16 protein-coding genes and 1 pseudogene are annotated in these 19,889 nt (G+C 72.6%); 7 read left to right on the plus strand and 10 right to left on the minus strand.

Going from position 1 to position 19,889, the window contains the following annotated elements:
* Positions 1-27 precede the first annotated feature (27 nt).
* The gene (locus IE255_RS30175) at positions 28-2,112 is read right to left on the minus strand and encodes a hypothetical protein (protein ID WP_229906647.1); all 2,085 of its coding nucleotides are present in this window, start codon (positions 2,110-2,112) and stop codon (positions 28-30) included.
* A gap of 201 nt (positions 2,113-2,313) precedes the next feature.
* Complete coding sequence (locus IE255_RS30180) at positions 2,314-3,699, minus strand: NsdA family TPR-like regulatory protein (RefSeq protein ID WP_190053563.1); 1,386 nt, start codon at positions 3,697-3,699, stop codon at positions 2,314-2,316.
* A gap of 307 nt (positions 3,700-4,006) precedes the next feature.
* Between IE255_RS30180 and IE255_RS30185 the strand changes: the two genes are divergently transcribed.
* The 3 genes from IE255_RS30185 (at position 4,007) to IE255_RS30195 (ending at position 7,159) form a co-directional block, all read left to right on the plus strand.
* Positions 4,007-4,669 carry a bifunctional DNA primase/polymerase gene (locus tag IE255_RS30185; protein WP_190053786.1) on the plus strand — a complete coding sequence of 221 codons (663 nt, stop codon included), beginning with the start codon at positions 4,007-4,009 and terminating at the stop codon, positions 4,667-4,669.
* A 109-nt stretch (positions 4,670-4,778) separates the two neighbouring features.
* Entirely contained in the window at positions 4,779-5,570 is a 792-nt protein-coding gene (locus tag IE255_RS30190) for an ABC transporter ATP-binding protein (protein ID WP_190053564.1), read from the plus strand.
* Positions 5,567-7,159: a transporter gene (locus tag IE255_RS30195; protein ID WP_190053565.1), complete on the plus strand. Its 1,593-nt coding sequence runs from the start codon at positions 5,567-5,569 to the stop codon at positions 7,157-7,159. The genes IE255_RS30190 and IE255_RS30195 overlap by 4 nt, the downstream gene beginning before the upstream one ends.
* 12 nt (positions 7,160-7,171) lie before the next feature.
* Here the strand turns inward: IE255_RS30195 and IE255_RS30200 are convergent, their stop codons facing one another.
* Both IE255_RS30200 and IE255_RS30205 read right to left on the minus strand, forming a co-directional pair.
* Positions 7,172-8,092 (minus strand): alpha/beta fold hydrolase, encoded by a 921-nt coding sequence (locus IE255_RS30200; RefSeq protein ID WP_190053566.1) that lies wholly within the window; start codon positions 8,090-8,092, stop codon positions 7,172-7,174.
* A gap of 624 nt (positions 8,093-8,716) precedes the next feature.
* The gene (locus IE255_RS30205; RefSeq protein ID WP_010035781.1) at positions 8,717-9,409 is read right to left on the minus strand and encodes an iron-dependent transcriptional repressor DtxR; all 693 of its coding nucleotides are present in this window, start codon (positions 9,407-9,409) and stop codon (positions 8,717-8,719) included.
* Positions 9,410-9,690: 281 nt separating this feature from the next.
* On the opposite strand from IE255_RS30205, the gene IE255_RS30210 reads away from it, so the two are divergent.
* The gene (locus IE255_RS30210) at positions 9,691-10,446 is read left to right on the plus strand and encodes an SIS domain-containing protein (protein WP_190053567.1); all 756 of its coding nucleotides are present in this window, start codon (positions 9,691-9,693) and stop codon (positions 10,444-10,446) included.
* A gap of 23 nt (positions 10,447-10,469) precedes the next feature.
* On the opposite strand, the gene IE255_RS30215 is transcribed toward IE255_RS30210, so the two are convergent.
* Positions 10,470-11,933: a PAS domain-containing protein gene (locus IE255_RS30215; RefSeq protein ID WP_190053568.1), complete on the minus strand. Its 1,464-nt coding sequence runs from the start codon at positions 11,931-11,933 to the stop codon at positions 10,470-10,472.
* Positions 11,934-12,554: 621 nt separating this feature from the next.
* Between IE255_RS30215 and iscB the strand changes: the two genes are divergently transcribed.
* Together iscB and IE255_RS30225 are read left to right on the plus strand one after the other, a co-directional pair.
* A complete protein-coding gene (gene iscB / locus IE255_RS30220) occupies positions 12,555-13,910 on the plus strand; it encodes an RNA-guided endonuclease IscB (RefSeq protein ID WP_268255763.1) in 1,356 nt (451 codons plus the stop codon).
* Between the two features lie 261 nt (positions 13,911-14,171).
* Positions 14,172-14,678 (plus strand): HIT family protein, encoded by a 507-nt coding sequence (locus IE255_RS30225; protein WP_190053570.1) that lies wholly within the window; start codon positions 14,172-14,174, stop codon positions 14,676-14,678.
* Positions 14,679-14,696: 18 nt separating this feature from the next.
* Here the strand turns inward: IE255_RS30225 and IE255_RS30230 are convergent, their stop codons facing one another.
* The gene (locus tag IE255_RS30230; RefSeq protein ID WP_190053571.1) at positions 14,697-15,797 is read right to left on the minus strand and encodes a citrate synthase 2; all 1,101 of its coding nucleotides are present in this window, start codon (positions 15,795-15,797) and stop codon (positions 14,697-14,699) included.
* A gap of 282 nt (positions 15,798-16,079) precedes the next feature.
* On the opposite strand from IE255_RS30230, the gene pdxH reads away from it, so the two are divergent.
* The gene (gene pdxH / locus IE255_RS30235) at positions 16,080-16,748 is read left to right on the plus strand and encodes a pyridoxamine 5'-phosphate oxidase (protein WP_190053572.1); all 669 of its coding nucleotides are present in this window, start codon (positions 16,080-16,082) and stop codon (positions 16,746-16,748) included.
* Positions 16,749-16,759: 11 nt separating this feature from the next.
* Here pdxH and IE255_RS30240 read toward each other — a convergent pair whose 3' ends face one another.
* From IE255_RS30240 to IE255_RS30255, 4 genes and pseudogenes are all read right to left on the minus strand, one after another.
* Positions 16,760-17,371, minus strand: a complete 612-nt coding sequence (locus IE255_RS30240) for a TetR/AcrR family transcriptional regulator (protein WP_190053573.1) — start codon at positions 17,369-17,371, stop codon at positions 16,760-16,762.
* Positions 17,359-18,093: an enoyl-CoA hydratase family protein gene (locus IE255_RS30245; protein ID WP_190053574.1), complete on the minus strand. Its 735-nt coding sequence runs from the start codon at positions 18,091-18,093 to the stop codon at positions 17,359-17,361. Before IE255_RS30245 ends, IE255_RS30240 begins: the two co-directional genes overlap by 13 nt.
* A 251-nt stretch (positions 18,094-18,344) precedes the next feature.
* Positions 18,345-18,713, minus strand: a pseudogene (locus tag IE255_RS40435) (AMP-binding protein); the annotation flags it as partial.
* 28 nt (positions 18,714-18,741) lie between these two features.
* The gene (locus IE255_RS30255; RefSeq protein WP_190053576.1) at positions 18,742-19,872 is read right to left on the minus strand and encodes an acyl-CoA dehydrogenase family protein; all 1,131 of its coding nucleotides are present in this window, start codon (positions 19,870-19,872) and stop codon (positions 18,742-18,744) included.
* Positions 19,873-19,889 lie beyond the last annotated feature (17 nt).

The raw sequence follows: 19,889 nt of genomic DNA on the forward strand, positions 1-19,889 counted from the left end.
CGGCAGTTCACGCCCGGACCGGCTCCGTCACAGCTGCGTCGGCTGACGCTCGGTCAGGCCGTAGGTCTTCGCGATCCCGTTCCACAGCTTGGCCGCCTTGGCCTTCTCGGCGCTCGCCACACCGCTGGCCCGGTTGCCGGCCTGGGTCTGGCCGGTGACCCGGGCCTGGCCCTTCCTGCACCCCTTCTTGCCGGCGGTCTGGTCGGCCCAGGCCGCGTAGTGGTTGTCGGCCGAGGCCGAGGCCTGCCACGCCTTGGTGAGGGCGGTGGTCAGCGCGGCGTGGTCGGGCAGCTGGTCGACCTTGATCCCGCCGAGCCGGGTGACCAGCTGGGTGCGCTGCTTGGCGGCGTCGCGCAGGTCCTTGGCCGCCTGGGCGAGGTTGTCGCAGCCCTTGACGTCGGCCACCGCGTTGATCACGGTGCTGCGGCTGTCGCCGCTGTCGGCCAGGAGCTTGTCCAGTTCGACGGCCTGGGCCCGGGCCGGGTCGGCGGACGGCGAGGCGGAGCCGTCCGTGGCGGGCGCGGAGGCGGCCACGGTCTTGTTGTCGCCGCCGTCGTCGCTCCCGCCTCCGCCGCCGGCGAGCAGCGCGCCGGCGCCGACGCCGAGGACGGCGATGCCGATGCCGACGGCCGCGATCACCGGCACGCGCGAGCCGCCCCGGCCGCCGTGGGACCGGCCCCCGGCGGCCGGGGTGTGGGACGGCTGGGGAGCGCCGTACGAGGGCTGCGGCTGCTCGAAGCGGGGGAGCTGCTGTGTGGCCCCGGCCGGGCTCTCGGCACCGTGGTCGCTGCGGAAGAGGTTGTCGAACTCGGCGGGCGGGTGCTTGTCCCCGCCCGGCACCGGCGGGATGTACTGCGTGGCCTCGGCGTCCGGGTTCGAGGCCGGCGGCAGCGGCCCGGCTCCCGCGCCGGCCCGGGGGCCGGTCCCCAGGAACCGCGTCGTCTCGGGGTCCTCGGCGGCGGGCCTCTCGGGCGGCAGGGCGCCCGGGCCCACCGGGGGTATGTACTGCGTCGCCCCCTCGTCGGCGGCCGGGGCGACAGGCGGCAGGTACTGCGTGGCCGCGGCGGCCCCGTCCGCTGTGACGGGCGGCAGGTACTGGGTGACTCCCTCGGCGGAGGCCGCGGGCCCCTGGGCGCCGCCCGAAGCGCCGCCGTGGGCGTCGGAGGCCGGCGGCAGCGGGGCGCCTCCGGCGGTGTTGCCGTGCGCGTCGGACGCCGGCGGCAGCGGACCACCGCCGGCCGGCCCGTAGGCGGCGGGCGGGTACGCCTCGTTGGCCTGCGGCAGGCCGCCCCCGGTGTGGGACCCGTACCCGGCACCGGCCTGCTGCGACGGCCCACCGGCCGATCCGGCCCCGTGCCCACCGTGTGAAGTCTGCGGCAGCGGACCCCCTCCGGCCGAGGAACCGTACCCGTCGGCCTGCGGCAACGAACCGCCGCCCGGTCCGGACCCGTGCCCACCAGGCGCCGCATGCGGCAGCGAACCCCCTCCGCTCGGGGAGCCGTACGCGGCGGTCTGCTGCGACGGTCCGGCCCCATGCCCACCGTGTGAAGCCTGCGGCTGCGAGCCCCCTCCGGCCGGAGAGCCGTACCCGTCGGTCTGCGGTGGTGGGCCGCCCGCGGCGGGGCCGTAGGCGTCGGAGGCCGGGGGCAGGCCGGTGCCGGGGTGGGACCCGTAGCCGGCAGGCGCCTGGGGCCGGGGGCCGCCGTACGGGCCGTTGTCCGCGGGCTGCTGCGTCCCGGCGTAGGGGTTCGGGGGCTGCTGCGTCCCGGCGTAGGGGTTCGGGGGCTGCGTGCCCTCCGGGGGGAGCGCGCCCGGGCCCTGTGCGCCCCAGGCCGGGGGTTCCGGCGTGGACCACTGCTGGGGCGGTGGGGACTGCCAGGGCTGGCCCGGCGGCGGGGGCGGGGTCTGCTGGTCCGGGCCCCACGGCTGGCCCCAGGTCTGGCCCTCCGCCGGGGCGGAGGCCGGAGCCGGGCCGGGACGGCGGCCCGCGGGAGCGTCACCGGGTCCGCCCGTCATGCCCGGCAGCAGCGGTTCGCCACCGTCGGAGGGCAGCACGATGCCTTCGCGCGCGGGGCGCGCCGAGGGCTCCTCGCCCTGTCCACTCTGCGTCACCGGGACTCCTACTAATGGGGGACCTTGTGAATCGTCGGCTCACGCTACCGGGTCCCCTGAGCCCGGTGCCACGCAGCACAGGGCGCAACCTCCTGCCCTGTGAGCGCGGTAACAAAACCGGGTCACGGCACGCTGTTCATGTCACCTCCCGCGCGCCGAGCAGCCGTTTCCCGCACGTTCACGCATGCGGGGACCTTGTGTTCACGCCGCCGCCTGGAGATCCAGCCGCGCCCCGAACTCCCTTACCACCGCCTCGTCCCGGTACGGCTCCAGCCGCTGCTGGAAGTCCTCCAGATACTCGGCGCCCCGGTTGGAGCGCAGCCCCTCCAGCAGCTCCACGGCCTTCATGCCCGTGCTGCACGCCTCTTCGATCTCGCGCTGCTGCACCTGCGCCGTGGCGAGCAGCACATAGCCGATGGCCCGGCGGCGCGCCCGCGTCTCGGGGTGCCCGGCCAGCGACTCCTGCGCGCACCGCGCCGCCGCCTCGGCCTGCCCCAGGTCGCGATGGCAGTGGGCCAACTCGTCGGCGAGGTAGGCCTCGTCGAAGTGCTTGATCCACACCGGGTCGTCCCCGGCGGCCGGGTCGGCCGCCTCCAGGGCGCTCACCGCGCGCCCGGCCGCGGTCTGGGCGGCGCGCGCGTCGCCCATCAGGGCGTGCCCGCGCGCCTCCGCCGCGTGGAACATCGACTCCGCACGCGGCGTCACGCGCCCCCGCGCCCCCTCCTGCGCCGCGCGCGCCAACTGCGCGATCTCCCGCGGGTTCCCGAGCTGCGCGGCGAGATGGCTCATGGAGGCGGCGAGGACGTACCCGCCGTAGCCGCGGTCCCCGGCCGCCTGGGCCAGTCGCAGCGCCTGGATGTAGTAGCGCTGGGCCAGGCCCGGCTGCCCGGTGTCCACGGCCATGTACCCGGCGAGTTCGGTCAGCCGGGCCACCGCGGCGAACAGGTCCCGCCCCACCGCCTCCCGGTACGACCCCGCCAGCAGCCCGGAGACCACGCTGTTGAGGTAGTGCACGACAACCGGGCGCACATGCCCGCTGCCGTACTGGTGGTCGAGGTCCACCAGCGCCTGCGTCATGGCCCGCACGGCCTGCACGTCGGACTGCCCCACCCGCGGCCCGGCCGAGCGCGACACCTGCGAGTCGGGCGCGGAGATGAGCCAGTCCCGGCTGGGCTCGACCAGCGCCGAGGCGGCGACGGAGGAGCCGGACAGGAAGTCCCGCCGCCCCACGTCACTGCGCCACAGCTCGCAGACCTGCTCGATGGCCCCCAGTACCGTCGGCGAGAACTGGAGGCCCACCCCCGAGGCGAGGTTCTTGCCGTTGGCCATGCCGATCTCGTCGATCGTGACCGTACGGCCGAGTTTGCGGCCGAGTGCCTCGGCGATGATCGCCGGAGCCCGGCCCCGCGGCTGCTGCCCGCGCAGCCAGCGCGCCACGGACGTCTTGTCGTAGCGCAGGTCGAGGCCGTGCTCGGCACCGCACATGTTGACCCGGCGGGCGAGGCCGGCGTTGGAGCATCCGGCTTCCTGGATGAGTGCCTGGAGCCGTTCGTTCGGCTGCCGGGCGACGAGCGGCCTTGCGGCCATGGCGTACCCCCTGTGGCTGCGGTGCCTGCCCACGCACCGAGTTGACGTGTCTTCCGCGGCCGGGGTCCCTCGCGTCCCGGCGAAAAGATCCGGCCGTGAAGATCAATGCCCCGCCGACCAGGCGAAAATGCGAGGCATGTGAGGATTGCCGGGGTATCGGCTGCTGCCGGCCCCACTCCTGGCTACCCACCTCCGGCCACGGATCCTCCTGCGCGCCCCCGCACATGCACCCATGCGCCCCGGCCACGGAAGCGATGCTCCTCCCCGCGCACACGGGCGGGCGTAACCCCTGGTGACGACCAGAGTTGTGTTCATCGTGGAAGAGACGATCGCCGGCACCGAAGCCGCTCAGATCCCGAAGCAGCGCGGGGAATCGCTGCTGGAGACCGCTGTCCGCTACGCCGAGGAGCGCCACTGGGACGTGTTCCCCGGCACCTGGCTGGAAGCCGCCGACGGCGCTCAGCGCTGCTCCTGCGGTGACGCCGAGTGCCCGGCGCCCGGGTCGCACCCGGCGCGTCCGGACTGGGAGTCGCAGGCGACGGGCAGCGCGACCGTCGCGCGGCGGATGTGGCAGAAGCAGCCGACCGCGTCGATCCTGCTGCCGACGGGGCGTACGTTCGACGCGATCTCCGTGCCGGAGACCGCCGGGTTCCTGGCGCTGGCGCGGATGGAGCGGATGGAGCTGACGCTGGGGCCGGTGACGCTCACGCCGGATCGGCGGATGGAGTTCTTCGTGCTGCCGGGGGCTTCCGTGAAGGTGCCTGATCTGGTGCGGAAGCTGGGGTGGTCGTTGTCGTCGCTGGATCTGACGGTGCTGGGTGAGGGCGCGTATGTGGCTGCGCCGCCTACGCGGTTCGGGTCGCGGGGGGCTGTGCAGTGGGCCTGCCGGCCTACGCCTGCGAATCGGTGGCTGCCGGATGCGGAGGAGTTGATCTCGCCGTTGGCGTATGCGTGCGGGCGGGATCGGTGAGCGCCTGATCGTCTGTGTGGCTCGTCTTCGTCGGCGGCTGCGGGTCGTTCGTGGTTGATCGCGCAGTTCCCCGCGCCCCTTGGGCACGACCGAAACCGTAGGGTTCAGGGTGACGGAGGGAGTTGCGGTGGGAACCAGCGCTGTGCGGGTGCGGGGGCTCTGGAAGCGGTTCGGGCAGCAGGTCGCTGTCGCCGGGATCGATCTGGAGTTGCCCGCGGGCAAGTTCATCGGGCTTGTCGGGCCCAACGGGGCCGGGAAGACCACCACGTTGTCGATGGTGACCGGGCTGCTCCGGCCCGACCACGGGACCGTCGAGGTGGTCGGGCACGACGTGTGGCAGGACCCCGTCGAGGTGAAGGCGCGGATCGGGGTGCTGCCGGAGGGGCTGCGGCTGTTCGAGCGGCTGTCGGGGCGGGAGCTGCTGGCGTACACCGGGCGGTTGCGCGGGCTGCCCGGTGCCGAGGTCGACAAGCGCGCCACGCAGCTCCTCGACGTCCTCGACCTGGCCGGGGCCCAGCACAAGCTCGTCGTCGACTACTCGACCGGCATGCGCAAGAAGATCGGGCTCGCCGCCGCGCTCCTCCACAACCCCGAAGTGCTGTTCCTGGACGAGCCGTTCGAGGGCGTCGACCCCGTCTCCGCCCAGACCATCCGGGGCGTCCTGGAGCGGTACACGGCCTCCGGCGCCACGGTCGTGTTCTCTTCCCACGTCATGGAGCTCGTCGAGTCGCTGTGCGACTGGGTCGCGGTGATGGCCGCCGGGCGGATCCGCGCCACCGGCACCCTCGCCGAGGTGCGCGGTGACGCGCCGTCGCTCCAGCGGGCGTTCCTCGAACTCGTCGGCGCCCAGAGCCGGGACGCCGGGACCGACCTCGACTGGCTGGGCGGCGGGCCCCGGTGAGCGCCCCCGCGATCACCCCCGTCTTCGTACGGCTGAAGCTGTCGCTGCTGCGCAACGGGCTGCGGCAATCCGGCGGGCGCAAGGCCGCATACATCGCATCGGCCGTCTTCGCCTTGCTGTTCGCCGCGCTCCAGTTGATCGGCCTGATCGCGCTGCGCGGCCAGGCGCACGCCGAGTCGCTGATCGTGCTGGCCGTCGCGGTGCTGGGGCTCGGCTGGGCGGTGATGCCGCTGTTCTTCCCCAGTGGTGACGAGACGCTGGATCCGACCCGGCTCGTGATGCTGCCGCTGCGGCCCCGGCCGCTGATCCGGGCGCTGCTCACCGCCTCACTGGTCGGGATCGGGCCGCTGTTCACCCTGTGCCTGCTGGTGGGTTCCGTGGTCGCGGTGGCCCGGGGTGGGGCGGCGTTCGCGGTGGGTGTGGTCGCCGTCGTCCTGGCGCTGCTGGTGTGCGTGGCCCTGGCGCGGGCCGTCGCCGCCGCCAACGTACGGCTGCTGACCAGCCGCAAGGGACGGGACCTGGCGGTGCTGAGCGGACTCGTCATCGCGATCGGGGCGCAGGTCGTCAACTTCGGGGCGCAGCGCATCGGTGCCTCGGGTCTTGGCGAGCTCGACCCGGTGGCGGAGGTGCTTCAGTGGGTGCCGCCCGCGTCGGCCATCGCCGCCGTGCACGCGGTGGGCGAGGGGTCGTACGGCCTGGCCACCGCCCAACTGGCGCTGACCGCCGGCGCGCTCGTGGCGCTGCTCGCCGTGTGGTCCCGGCATCTGACGCGGCTGATGACCTCGCCCGACGGGTCCACGCTGGCCACCGCCGAGACGGCCGCCCGGGAGCGGTCGTCGACCGGGCTCGGACGGCTGCTCCCCGCGGGCCGTACGGGCACGGTCATGGAGCGCAGCCTGCGGTATGTGTGGCGCGACCCGAAGATCAAGGCCGCCTGGGTGACCTCGCTGGCCATCGGGCTGATCGTGCCGGTGTTCAACGCCTGGCAGGGCACCGGGTCCGTGTACTTCGCGTGCTTCGCCGCCGGGATGCTCGGCATCCAGATGTACAACCAGTTCGGGCAGGACACCTCGGCGTTCTGGATCGTCGCGATGACGATCTCCTCGACGCGTGACGCGTACGTCGAGCTGCGGGCCCGGGCGTACGCGCTGCTGCTGATCACCCTGCCGTACGCCACGCTGGTGACGGTCGTGACGACCGCGATGCTCGGCGACTGGCGGCGGCTGCCCGAGGCGCTCGGGCTGTCCTTCGCGCTGCTCGGCGCGATGCTCGCGACCGGGGCGTGGACGTCCGCCCGCTTCCCCTACTCCATCCCGCAGGAGGGCTACAAGAACGTCGCCCCCGGGCAGACCGGGCTCGCCTGGATCTCCATCTTCGGCGGGATGATCGCGGCGGCCGTGCTGTGCGCGCCCGTCATCGCGCTCACGATCTGGCTGAACGTGAGCGCGGAGGGCGACGCCTGGACATGGCTGCTGCTGCCGGTGGGCGCTGCGTACGGGGCGGGGCTGACGGCGGTGGGACTGCGACTGGCCGCTCCGCAGACGGCTCGGCGGTTGCCGGAGATCCTGGTGGCGGTCAGCAAGGGCTGACCGGGGCGGGGCTCAGCCGTGGTCGAGGGAGTCCAGGAACGGTTCGATGGCCGCGCGCCAGGCCTCCGGCTGGTCGTAGTGGACCAGGTGACCGGCGTCGGCGACCTCCGCGTACTGGCCGCGGGGCAGGACGCGGACCATCTCCTGGGCCTCGGCGCGGCCCAGCTCGCCGTCCAGGCCGCGCACGACCAGGGCGGGGCACTGGACCTGGGCCAGCTCCTCCCAGTGCGCGTCGTACACCCAGGTCTCGCGGGAGCGGAGCATCTGCTCCGGTTCGAAGACGGGGCGCCAGCCGTCCGGGGACTCGGCCATCACCTCGGCGTAGAACGCGCCGCGGGCCGGATTCGGCCGCTCCACCCAGGGGTCGTCCTCGCCGAACCACTTGCGGACGTCGGCGAGGGTGGCGAAGGGCAGCGGCCAGGACTTGAACCACTGGTCCCACTCGCGCTGCGACGCGGCGCCGAGGGCGGAGGCCCGCATGTCGCAGATGACCAGTCCGCGGACCAGGTCGGGACGCTTGGCTGCGAGCTGCCAGGCGGTCAGCGCGCCCATGGCGTGGCCGATGAGGACGACCGGGGCGAGGCCGAGCTGTTCGAGAGCGGCCTCGGCGTCGTCGACATAGGCGTCACGCGTGAAGGCCCCCTGCGGGGGCTTGTCGCTGCGGCCGTGGCCGCGCTGGTCGAGGGCGACCGGGCGGTACCGCCCGGAGAGCCAGCGCGCGGTGGGGGCCCAGTGCGAGGCGCGGCCCATGAGGCCGTGCAGTAACAGCACGCCCGGGGAGCCGTCCGGTGCGGTCCGCGCGTCCCGCGCCGCATCCGGTCCGGCCGGTCCGGCCGGATCGACGCCGGCCGGATCGGTCTTGGGCGGGTCGCCGAACTCCCAGGCCGCGAGGCGTACGCCGCCCGTCCCGGTCACGTCGATGCGTCGCGCCATGTCCTGGCACCCCCCAAGCTTCGCGCGGACCGCGGCTCCCTCGAGCCGGCCGGTCCTGTGAACCGTGTTCTGCCTGCTGTGCCTGTCGTGCTCTGTCCGCCGGTGGATCCGTGCAAATCCGTGCCTTGCGTCATCCGCAGACTATCGAATGCGCTTTCGAAGATGCCGTTCTCGCGGGCAACACCCCTCCTTCGAGTGACCGCCCGCGGGGATTGATCCCCGCTGCCGAGGGGAGATCTTCAGCGGGAGGCGGACCGCTCGGGGAAAAACGGTCCGAGGGGGATGACCCTGAGAGCTCGGGGCTCCGGGTCAGCACAGGGGAGGACAGGCCCCGGCGCCACACGGCGCCGGGGCCCTCCACTTCTCCACGGCACATCCTCCCGCCCCCTCCCCGGCCGGGCGACATCGCTGTCGAGCCGCGGCCCAGAGCCCCTCAGGTCATATGCCTCACGCGACAGCGTCGCACGGGAAGCGACCGAGCGCTGCCATTCGGCGGACTGAATACGGGATCCCGGTACGGATCACGCCAACACGGCAGGACTACCGCCCCCCGGCGGCAGCCGACGACGGCCGGCGGCGGCCGGCGGCTGCTGCCGGCGGCGGCCGGCGACAGCCCGGCGCGGCTCAGGGCTTGGCGACGAACACGTGGGAGGCGACGTCCGACTCCAGCTCGGCCGCCTCGCCGCCGCTGCCCACCAGCACCCCGCCCGCCGACTCCGTCACGCTCACCACCGAGCCGGGCTGCACGCCCGCCCGCCGCAGCGTGTACATCAGCTGCGCGTCCGTCTGGATCGGCTCGCCGATACGGCGCACCACGACCGTCTTGCCCTCGGCGCCCGGGTCGAGACTGGCCAGCGACACCATGCCCTCGTCCAGGAACGGGTCGGCGCCGTCCTTCTCGCCGAGCTCCTCCAGACCCGGGATCGGGTTGCCGTACGGCGACTCGGTCGGGTGCCGCAGCAGCTCCAGCACGCGGCGCTCCACGGCCTCGCTCATCACGTGCTCCCAACGGCACGCCTCGGCGTGGACCTGCTCCCACTCCAGGCCGATCACGTCGACGAGCAGGCACTCGGCGAGCCGGTGCTTGCGCATCACGCGCGTGGCGAGGCGGCGGCCCTCGTCGGTGAGCTCCAGGTGACGGTCGCTGGCGACGGACACCAGGCCGTCGCGCTCCATCCGCGCCACCGTCTGGCTGACCGTCGGCCCGCTCTGGTCGAGCCGCTCGGCGATACGGGCGCGCATGGGGACCACACCCTCTTCCTCCAGCTCGAGGATGGTGCGGAGATACATCTCCGTGGTGTCGATCAGTCCGGACATACGTGCCCCTCGAATGAGATCTGCCGGAGGCTGGACGGCTCACCGGCTCGTGCGCTGGCCCTGCACCCAATTCTGCCGGATACCACCGACAACCGTGCCGCGGGAGGGACAGCGAGGGGTTACGAGGGCCGGCGGACGGGTACGAACGTCTCTTTCGGGGCCCAGAAGCACACCAGAAGCGCTCGCGGCGCCGCTCTCCCGGCCGTATTGACACCGCACTGGTCCAGACCGCACCGTGATGCGCGACATCAGCCCGCGAGGCCAGCCTGAAGGGACCCCGTATGAGCGACCGCGCGCCGGCCGGCCAGTTCCTCGACGCCGCCATCGGCCTGCTGCGGCGGGTGCGCGACGAGGAGGCCGACAGCATCGCGGCGGCCGGCACGCTCCTCTCCGACACCGTCGAGAACGGCGGCCGCCTCTTCGCCTTCGGCGCCGGGCACTCCTCCCTCGCCGCGCAGGACCTCGTCTACCGCGCCGGCGGTCTCGCCCTGATGAACCTGCTCGCCGTGCCGGGCGCCGTCGGCGTCGACGTCATGCCCGCGCCGCTCGGCTCCGCCCTGGAACGCGTCGACGGCCTCGCGACCGCCGTCCTCGACAACTCCCCGCTCCGCGCGGGCGACGCCCTGCTGATCATCTCCCTCTCGGGGCGCAACGCCCTCCCCGTGGAGATGGCCATGACCGCGCGCGCCCTGGGCGTACGGGTCATCGGCGTGACGTCGGTGGCCTACGCGACGGAGACCAAGTCCCGGCACTCCTCGGGGACGTACCTGAAGGACCACTGCGACCTCGTCCTCGACTCGAAGATCGCGGTCGGCGACGCGGAACTCACCCACGACAAGGTGCCCGCGCCCTTCGCCCCCGCCTCCACGGTCGTCACCTCGGCCCTCCTCCAGGCCGTCATGGCGACGACCGCCGCCGCCCTCGCCGACCGCGGCATCGAGCCCCCGCTGCTGCGTTCCGGGAACGTCGACGGCGGACACGACTGGAACGCGCGGGTGATGGACCAGTACCGGGACCGGATCTTCTACCGGCACTGAGGGGGGCCACGGCGCCGGCCCGCTCACACCTCCTCGGACTCGGACAGCCCCGCCAGATCCAGTGCCGCCGCGATCCGTAGCGCCACGTCCTCCGCGTACACCGCGTCGGACCGCTCGAACGCGCTGCGCCCGGCACCCCGCAGGAACGTCACGACGCCCAGCGTCCGCCCCCGGCTGCGCAGCACCGCGCACAGCGCGTGCACCGCGTCCGGCGGCCACTGGCGGGCCAGCGCCCACTCCCGGGCCTCCTCGGGCCGCACGGCGCCCGCGCTCGCCCGCAGCGCGCCGACCCGCTCCACGCACTGGAGGGCGGGATGCCCCTCGGCGTACCGCACGGGCAGGCCCGCCCGGTCGGCGAGCTTGCTCGGCCCCGGCGCACCGGAGGGCGTCGCCGCGACCCGCACCAGCCGAACCGGCCCCTCGGCCTCCGCGTCGGTGAGCGCGCCGCCCGCCACCCGGTCGATCAGCGCGTGGTCGGCGAAGCCGGCCAGCGCGAAGTCCAGGTGGACGGTCGCCGCCTCCGCCGGGTCCTCGCACTCGGCGGCGGCCCGCGACGCCCGGTGCAGCTGCTGCGTACGGAACCGCAGCAGCGACGCCTCCTGCTCGCTCTGCCTGGCCTCCGTCACGTCCTGGAACAGCCAGCCCACACCCAGCGGAACCGGCTCCTCCGCGAGCGGCGAGGCCAGCCGCAGGAAGCCGCTGCGCCAGCACCGCCGCTTCTCGCCCTCCGGCGTGCGCACACTCACCCACATCTCGGCGGGCGCGGGCGGCGCACCCTCCGCGAGCACATGCTGGAGCGCGCTCTCCAGCTCCTCCACACCCTGCGCGAGCAGCTCCCCGAGCGGCCGTCCCAGTACGGACGTACGCCCCGTGCCCAGCGCCCGGGCCGCGTGCGCGTTCACCACGGCGGGCCGCAGATCGACGTCCACGAGGACGACACCCCAGCTGGCGTCCTCGAACAGCGCCTCACTCAGCGCGATCGACCGCTCCAGATCGATCTGCGCGTGCACCTCGCTGAAGGCGCAGTACACACCCGCCGGCTTCCCGTCAGGCCCCCGCACGGCCGCCGACTGCGTCCGCACGAGCACCCGCCCGCCGTCCTTCGTCAGCAACGCGAACTCGTGCACCTGCCGACCCGGGGCGTGCATCGCGGACAGCAGCCGGCTCTCGACCTCCTCGGCGTCCGCGCTGCGCACGGCCCACCCGGCCAGGCCCCGCCGCCCCACGGCCTCGTCCGCGCTCCATCCCAGGATCCGCTCGGCCTCGCGGTTCCAGTGCGTCACGACACCGTCGGCGTCGAACGCGCACAACGCTGCGTCCATGCCGTCCAGCAGCGCGGCAAGCAGATCCGAACCATCCGAACTGTCCCGCTCGGGCTCGTCCGGCCCCAGCTCGTCGGTGGTCCCACTACGCCGGGAAGCACTCACCTGGACCCCCTGCAGGCTGCGTCCGCACGTACGGCACGTCGGTTCGCTACTTGCAATCATTCAACTGGAACGTGACCCAGCGCACACCGAGTTCCCACAACATTGAGGGAATCGTCGTACGACGGCAATCCCCACGTCAACGCCGCGGAGGCCGGGCCGGTGCCCCTCGGCGCTCCCCCGCCGCGCGTACACCTCGGTCTCGGTTCGCACGAAGGAGCGTTTCCCGGCCCGTGCAGCACCTTCCGCACAGCACGGACCACTAATTTCGACGGCATACACGAGACGGGAGGTCACCCGCTCCCCGGCCGAAGGCCGTCGGGTGACCAGCTCCAGTCCTCACGATCCGAGGGATCAGGGAGGTGCGACCCGATGACTACGTTTCCTGTGGGCGAGCAGACCCACCAGGCTGTGCTTCCTCAGCAGCCTGCTCTGGAATCCGTGGGAGCAGACACCCCTGGGAGCAGGGACGAAACGGCTCACGGCCACTCCGCCGCCGTGCGGGGCACCGGCAGGGAACATGGGCGAGGGGAGACCGGCGGGCGTGGCACCGCGGCCCGTCGGCGTCACGCCAAGCGCGCCGTTCCGGCGGCGCAGGCGGCAGAGACCGGGAGCGGTGACGTTCCCGCCTTGGACCGGAGCGGCCGACCGTATACGGGCGGGACCGGCGCGAGCAGGGTCTTCGTGTTGTCCCGGGACGGGCGACCTCTCATGCCCTGCCATCCCGCCCGTGCCCGTGAACTGTTACGCAAGGGCCGGGCTGTGGTCGTCCGGCAGGTGCCCTTCGTGATCCGTCTGAAGGACCGCACGCACGACGAGTCGGAAGTCGAAGGGGTGCAGTTGCGCATCGATCCCGGCTCCAAGGGCACCGGCCTCGTCCTCACCGATGAGAAGAAGGAGTCCGGCGACCAGGGCGCCGTCATCACCGTCCGGCGTGGCCTGGTCTCCGTCGAGCTGCGGCACCGCGGCGACCAGATCCGCGCCGGTATGCGTCAACGCGCCGGGTACCGACGCCGTAGACGCAGCGCGAACCTCCGCTACCGGGCAGGGCGGTCGGACAACCGGGCTCGCCGAGCAGGCTGGCTGCCTCCGTCCGTTCGCCATCGCGTCGATACGACCTTCTCGCTGGCCGACCGACTGTGCCGCTGTGCGCCCGTGACGGAGATCCACGTGGAACACGTCGCCTTCGACACGCACTCACTGAGCGCGGGCAGGCTGCTCAAAGGAACCGAACACCAACGAGGTCCTTTGGCTGGAACCAGCGTCCGAGATCATCTGCGTGTCACATGGGACGGTTCGTGTGCCTACTGCGGCGTGTCCGGCGTGCCCTTGAACGTCGAACATGTCAGGCCCCGCAGTCGAGGAGGGTCAGACCGGATCTCCAACCTTGTTCTGGCCTGCTCTCCGTGCAACAAGGCCAAGGGCAGCAAGCCGGTCGAGGCCTTCCTGGCGGATAGCGCCGACCGTCTTACGGCGATCCTTACCCAGGTCAGGGCACCACTCGACGACGCCGCCTCCATGAACGCCACCCGCTGGCAACTCACGGACGCGCTGTCCGCCCTCGGCAAGCCCGTGCACACCTGGTCCGGCAGCCTTACCAAGGCAAACCGCGTCGCCATGGGCTTGGACAAGACACACACCCTGGATGCCCTCTGCGTCGGGCCTCTTGATCACGCGGTCGGCGACCGGATCGTGAGGTTCCCCCAGCATGTGCTGACGGCCCGAGCCACTGGCCGAGGTTCTTACGCCCGTACCACTCCGGACAGATACGGGTTTCCCCGTCTGCTGAGGACTCGAGCCAAACGGCACTTCGGATACGTCACCGGAGACCTGGTGCGTGCGGTCGTGCCTGGCGGCAAGTGGGCGGGGACATGGACCGGGAGGGTCTCCGTCCGCGCCAGGGGCCAGCACAGCCTCTCTACGCCCCGGGGCCGGATCAACGTCTCCCACCGGAATCTGCGACTGCTTCAGCGGGGTGACGGATACGGCTGGGCCATGCGGCCCGAATCGCCACAGTCACCCTCTCCGAAAATGGGTTGAGCGGCGACCGAGCAGTTCTTAGTGTGTGGGTCACACTGGAAAGGAGGTGATCCGGCAGATGTATGAATCCCGGACGCGTGAGGTGGCTGCGGGCTAGCGGCCCGACACCACACTCAGTGCGGTGCCGGACCAGCACGTGAGCGAAACGTGCAGCCGGCCCAATCTCAGGCAGTCACCCGACCCGCGAGTCGCCGGTACGTCCGGCCGGCTCCTCCTAGGAGGACCCAGACTCGCGGGTCGTCTGCGTTTCGGGGGGCGATCGTGACGGGTGCGTGGCGCACCGACCGGGTCGGCAGTGCCCTGCGGGGCGAGAATCCGGCCGTCATGCGGAGACTGGACGCCGGGTTCGCGGCGATCGGTGATACGCAGTTCCTGCCCGGCTACTCGGTGCTGCTGACCGATGATCCGGCGGTGGAGCGGCTGTCGGAGCTGCCGCGGGGCAGGCGGCTGGCGTTCCTGAGCGACATGGACCTGCTCGGGGAAGCGGTGGAGCGGGCCTGCCGGCGGGTGGAGCCGGGGTTTCGGCGGGTCAATCTGGAGATCCTGGGGAACACCGACGGGTTCCTGCACGCGCATGTGTGGCCGCGGTACGCATGGGAGCCCGAGGATCTCGTACGGCGGCCCGTGTGGCTCTATCCGCGGGAGATGTGGAGTGAGGAGCGGTACGCGCTCGGGCCGCGGCACGACCCGCTGCGGGAGGCTGTCGGTGAGGAGCTGGACCGGCTCGCGGGGCGGGACAGGCGGACGGCCCCACCCGGAGCCGGGTGAGGCCGTGGGTGGGGCGGGTCAGTGGGCGATGTCCTCGTAGCCCTCGATCTCGCGGGGGTCGCGGGTGCCCGGGCCGACGTAGCGGGCCGAGGGGCGGACCAGGCGGCCCGTGCGCTTCTGCTCCAGGATGTGGGCGGACCAGCCGGCCGTGCGGGCGCAGGTGAACATGGACGTGAACATGTGGGCCGGGACCTCGGCGAAGTCCAGGACGATGGCCGCCCAGAACTCGACGTTCGTCGCGAGGACGCGGTCGGGGCGGCGGGCGTGGAGTTCCGCCAGGGCCGCCTTCTCCAGGGCCTCGGCGACCTCGAAGCGGGGGGCGCCCAGTTCGCGGGCGGTGCGGCGCAGGACCCTGGCCCTGGGGTCTTCGGCGCGGTAGACGCGGTGGCCGAAGCCCATGAGGCGCTCGCCCTTGTCGAGGGTCTGCTTGACGTAGGCCTCGGCGTCGCCCGTGCGCTCGATCTCCTCGATCATGTGGAGGACCCGCGAGGGGGCGCCGCCGTGCAGCGGGCCGGACATCGCGCCCACGGCGCCGGACAGTGCCGCGGCCACGTCCGCGCCCGTCGACGCGATGACCCGCGCCGTGAACGTGGACGCGTTCATGCCGTGTTCCGCAGCACTAGTCCAGTACGCGTCCACCGCCGCCACGTGCTTGGGGTCCGGCTCGCCCCGCCAGCGGATCATGAAGCGTTCGACGACGGACTGCGCCTTGTCGATCTCGCGCTGCGGGACCATCGGCAGGCCCTGGCCGCGGGCCGACTGGGCGACGTACGACAACGCCATGACGGCCGCGCGGGCGAGGTCCTCGCGAGCCTGCTCGGCATCGATGTCCAGGAGGGGTTTCAGGCCCCAGACCGGGGCCAGCATGGCCAGCGCGGACTGCACGTCGACGCGGATGTCGCCGGAGTGCACGGGGATGGGGAACGGCTCGGCGGGCGGCAGGCCGGGGTTGAAGGCACCGTCGACGAGCAGGCCCCAGACATTGCCGAAGGAGACATGTCCGACGAGGTCCTCGATGTCGACGCCCCGGTACCGGAGTGCGCCGCCCTCCTTATCCGGTTCGGCGATCTCCGTCTCGAACGCGACGACTCCCTCGAGCCCGGGTACGAAGTCGGACATCAGGCGGCTCCTCGTGATGTAAGTGACAGATGGTGTTGTGGGGTGTGCGGAAGAACCATGTGTCAGTCAGCTTGCGCAGCGGGCGGACGTCCGGTGGATCCACGGTCGTGTGCGGCGACTCGCGGTCCCGGCCGGTCTCCCCTGTGATGCCCCGTGCGGCTGGCGGTCACCCAACCGGAACGGCACGGAAACGATATCCCCGAGTGCCATCCTTGGGGAGGGTTCACGGCACTCAGTGCCACTCAGTGACGAAGGACACCGTCCATACGGCAAGATGACCGGGTGACCGACCGCGACGCCGTCCCCTTCGATCTGGCCTCGATGCGCAAGCAGTACCGGGCCGAGGGGCTCTCCGAGAACGAGCTGGCCGCCACCCCCGTCGAGCAGTTCGCGCGCTGGTTCAAACAGGCCGCGACGGACGGCGGGCTGTTCGAGCCGAACGCCATGATCGTCTCGACGGCCGACGCCGAGGGCCGGCCCAGCGCCCGTACGGTGCTGCTGAAGCACTTCGACGAGCAGGGGTTCGTCTTCTACACGAACTACGACTCCCGCAAGGCGCGCGACCTGGCGGAGAACCCCTACGTCTCACTGCTGTTCCCCTGGCACCCGATGGCCCGGCAGGTCATCGTGACCGGGCTCGCGCGGCGCACCGGGCGGGACGAGACGGCGGCGTACTTCCGGACCCGGCCGCACGGCTCCCAGCTGGGGGCGTGGGCCAGCGCCCAGTCGTCGGTGGTCTCCACGCGTGCCGACATCGACGGGGCGTACGCCGAGCTGGCCGCCCGCTACCCCGAGGGCGAGCAGGTGCCGGTGCCGCCGAACTGGGGCGGTTTCCGCGTGGCGCCGCAGACGGTGGAGTTCTGGCAGGGCCGCGAGAACCGGCTGCACGACCGGTTGCGGTACGTGGAGCAGGCCGACGGGAGCTGGCGGGTGGAGCGGCTCAGCCCCTGAGGGCCGGGGCGTCAGCCCAGCGCCTCGTCCAGCAACCCCGCCCACTGCGCCACCACCCGTTCCCGTCGTGCCGTGTCGTCCGTGAGGAGGTTGGCGAGGCCCAGGCCGCGGGCCATGTCGAGGAGGCCCTGGACCGTTTCGCGGACGCCGGGGACGGACTCGTCGGCGGACAGGAGGTCGACCGCGATGCGGTGGGTCTCGCGGCCGACGCGGGATTCGAGTTCGGTGACGCGGGAGCGGAGCTGGTCCTCGTTGGAGGCGGCGACCCAGAGGTGGAGGGCGGCGCGGAACAACGGGCCCGTGTAGAGGTCGACCAGGGCGGCGACGACCGCGTGGCGGTCTCCGGACGCGCCCTCGGGGAACAGGGCGCGCAGGGCCGTGGAGCGTTCCTCGGCGACGTACTCGACGGCCGCCGTGAACAGGTCCTCGCGGGTCGGGAAGTGGTGCTGGGCGGCACCGCGGGAGACGCCGGCGCGTTCGGCGACGACGGAGACGGTGGAGCCGGCCCAGCCGTGTTCGGCGAGGCAGGCCACGGCGGCTTCCAGGAGCCGCTGCCGGGTGGCCCGGCTGCGGTCCTGCTTGGGGACTCTCTCCGCACGGTCGACCGTGCTCACACCACCCATGCCGGATCCCGTCGTTCGAGGAAGGCCGTCATCCCCTCGCGGGCCTGCGCGGAGGAGAACAGCCGGGCCGAGAGCGCGGTCAGGTCGGCCGCGTCCCGGTCGAAGGCTTCCAGCACCCTAGCCGTGAGCAGCCGTTTCGTCTCGGCCAGGGCGTCGGGGGCGGATCTGCGCAGGCCGTCGAGGATGGGGGCCAGGGCCGTGTCGACGTCGTCGGCGTGGGTGGTGAGCAGGCCTGTCGCGGTTGCCTCGGCGGCGTCGAAGAGTTCGCCGGTGAGGTAGTGGCGGGACAGGGCGCGTGCGTTCGTGCGGGGCAGGAGCGGCAGGGAGATGATCGCGGGGGCTACGCCGATGCGGACCTCCGTGAAGGCGAAGGTGGACTCGGTGGAGGCGGCGGCGATGTCGCTGGCGGCCAGGAGGCCGAGGCCGCCCGCGCGGACGTGGCCCGTCACCCGGGCGACGACCGGTTTGGGCAGTTCGATGATCTGGCGGAGCAGGGCGACCAGGGCCTCGGGGGGCGGGGGGTCCTTGAGGTCGGCGCCGGCGCTGAAGGTGGTGCCGGTGTGGGTGAGGACGACGGCCCGGACGGCGGTGTCCTCGCCGGCGTCCGTGAGTGCCTCGGCCAGTTCGGCGACCAGGGCCGCCGACAGGGCGTTGCGGTTGCGGGGCGAGTCGAGGGTCAGGGTTTCCACGGCACGCGCGCGCGTGCGGGCTACGAGGGTCATGCGCGCTCCCTGAGCCGGCGGCGGAGGATCTTGCCGGAGGCGGCCCGGGGGACGCCGTCGATGAAGGTGACCTGCCGGATCCGCTTGTAGAGGGCGACGCGTTCGGAGAGGTACCCACGGCGACGGCTTGGTTTTCGCTGTGCCGCCATGCACCGGGCTCCCGAGGAAGCTCTTGTACTTGTTGACCTGCCCCCACCGCGAGCGGCAGGAGACCGACCCTCACGGATCGGCCTTTCTGCTTCGACGCCAGTCGCTGCCCCGGTGGCGATCTGCCGGTGGGTGAGCATCACGCCCTTGGGGGTGCCGGTGGTCCCGGAGGGGTACGGGAGGGCGGCGGCGTCCTCGGCGGGGTCGATGGCGACCTGCGGCTCGGGGGCGGTGGTGGCCGGCATGTCGATCAGGGGGCGGTGGCCGGTCGCGCTGTCGCAGACGTCCTGCGCGGTGGCGAGCGGGTGCACGGTGGCACCGGCGCGCGTGGCGGCGTAGAAGGCGGTCGGGAAGGCGACGGTGTCGGGGCTGTGCAGGGCGAGGACGTCGCCGAACTCGGCGGCCCGGGCCAGGACGGCGTCGTGGATGGGGAGGTCGACGGGCGGGACGTCTGCGTACTCGCTGCGGAACATGGCGGTTCCTCCTCGCGCGCGGGTCGTCTCAGTACGACTTGGGCAGGCCCAGGGTCTGGTGGGAGACGTAGTTGAGAATCATCTCCCGGCTGACCGGGGCGATCCGAGCCACGCGCGCGGCCGTTATCAGCGAGGCGAGTCCGTACTCGCGGGTGAGGCCGTTGCCGCCGAGGGTGTGCACGGCCTGGTCGACGGCCTTCACGCAGGCCTCCCCGGCGGCGTACTTGGCCATGTTGGCGGCCTCGCCGGCGCCCATGTCGTCGCCCGTGTCGTACAGGTGGGCGGCCTTCTGCATCATCAGGCGGGCCAGTTCCAGGTCGATGTGCGCCTGGGCGAGGGGGTGGGCGATCGCCTGGTGGGCGCCGATGGGGGTGGTCCAGACGGTGCGGTCGCGGGCGTACGCGACGGCCTTGGCGAGGGCGTGGCGGCCCATGCCGATCGCGAAGGCGGCCGTCATGATGCGTTCGGGGTTGAGGCCGGCGAAGAGCTGCAGGAGTCCGGCGTCCTCGTCGCCGACGAGCGCGTCGGGGGGCAGGCGTACGTCGTCCAGGACCAGTTCGAACTGCTTCTCCACGGCGTGCAGTTCCATGTCGATGGGGTGGCGGGTGAAGCCGGGGGCGTCGCGCGGGACGATGAACAGGCAGGGCTTGAGGCGGCCGGTGCGGGCGTCTTCGGTGCGGCCGACGATGAGGGTCGCGTCCGCGATGTCGACGCCGGAGATGAAGACCTTGCGGCCGGTGAGGATCCAGTCGGCCCCATCGCGGTGAGCTGTGGTCGTGATGCGGTGTGAGTTGGAGCCGGCGTCGGGTTCGGTGATGCCGAAGGCCATGAGGCGGGTGCCGTCGGCCAGGCCGGGGAGCCAGTGTTGTTTCTGGGCGTCTGTGCCGAAGCGGGCTATCACCGTGCCGCAGATCGCCGGTGAGACCACCAGCATGAGGAGGGGGCAGCCCGCGGCGCCGAGTTCTTCGAGGACGATGGAGAGTTCGGAGATGCCGCCGCCTCCACCGCCGTAGGCCTCCGGCAGGTTGACGCCGAGGTAGCCGAGCTTGGCCGCCTCGGACCAGAGTGCTTCGCGGTCGTAGGCGGGGCCGTGACGTTTGCCGAGGGCGGCGACGGCTGATCGGAGGGTCTTGTGCTCGTCGGTTTCGGTCGTGGGCATGTGGCTCCTTCGTTGTG

Source organism: Streptomyces lomondensis, assembly GCF_014651035.1.
GTDB classification, from domain to species: Bacteria; Actinomycetota; Actinomycetes; order Streptomycetales; family Streptomycetaceae; genus Streptomyces; species Streptomyces lomondensis.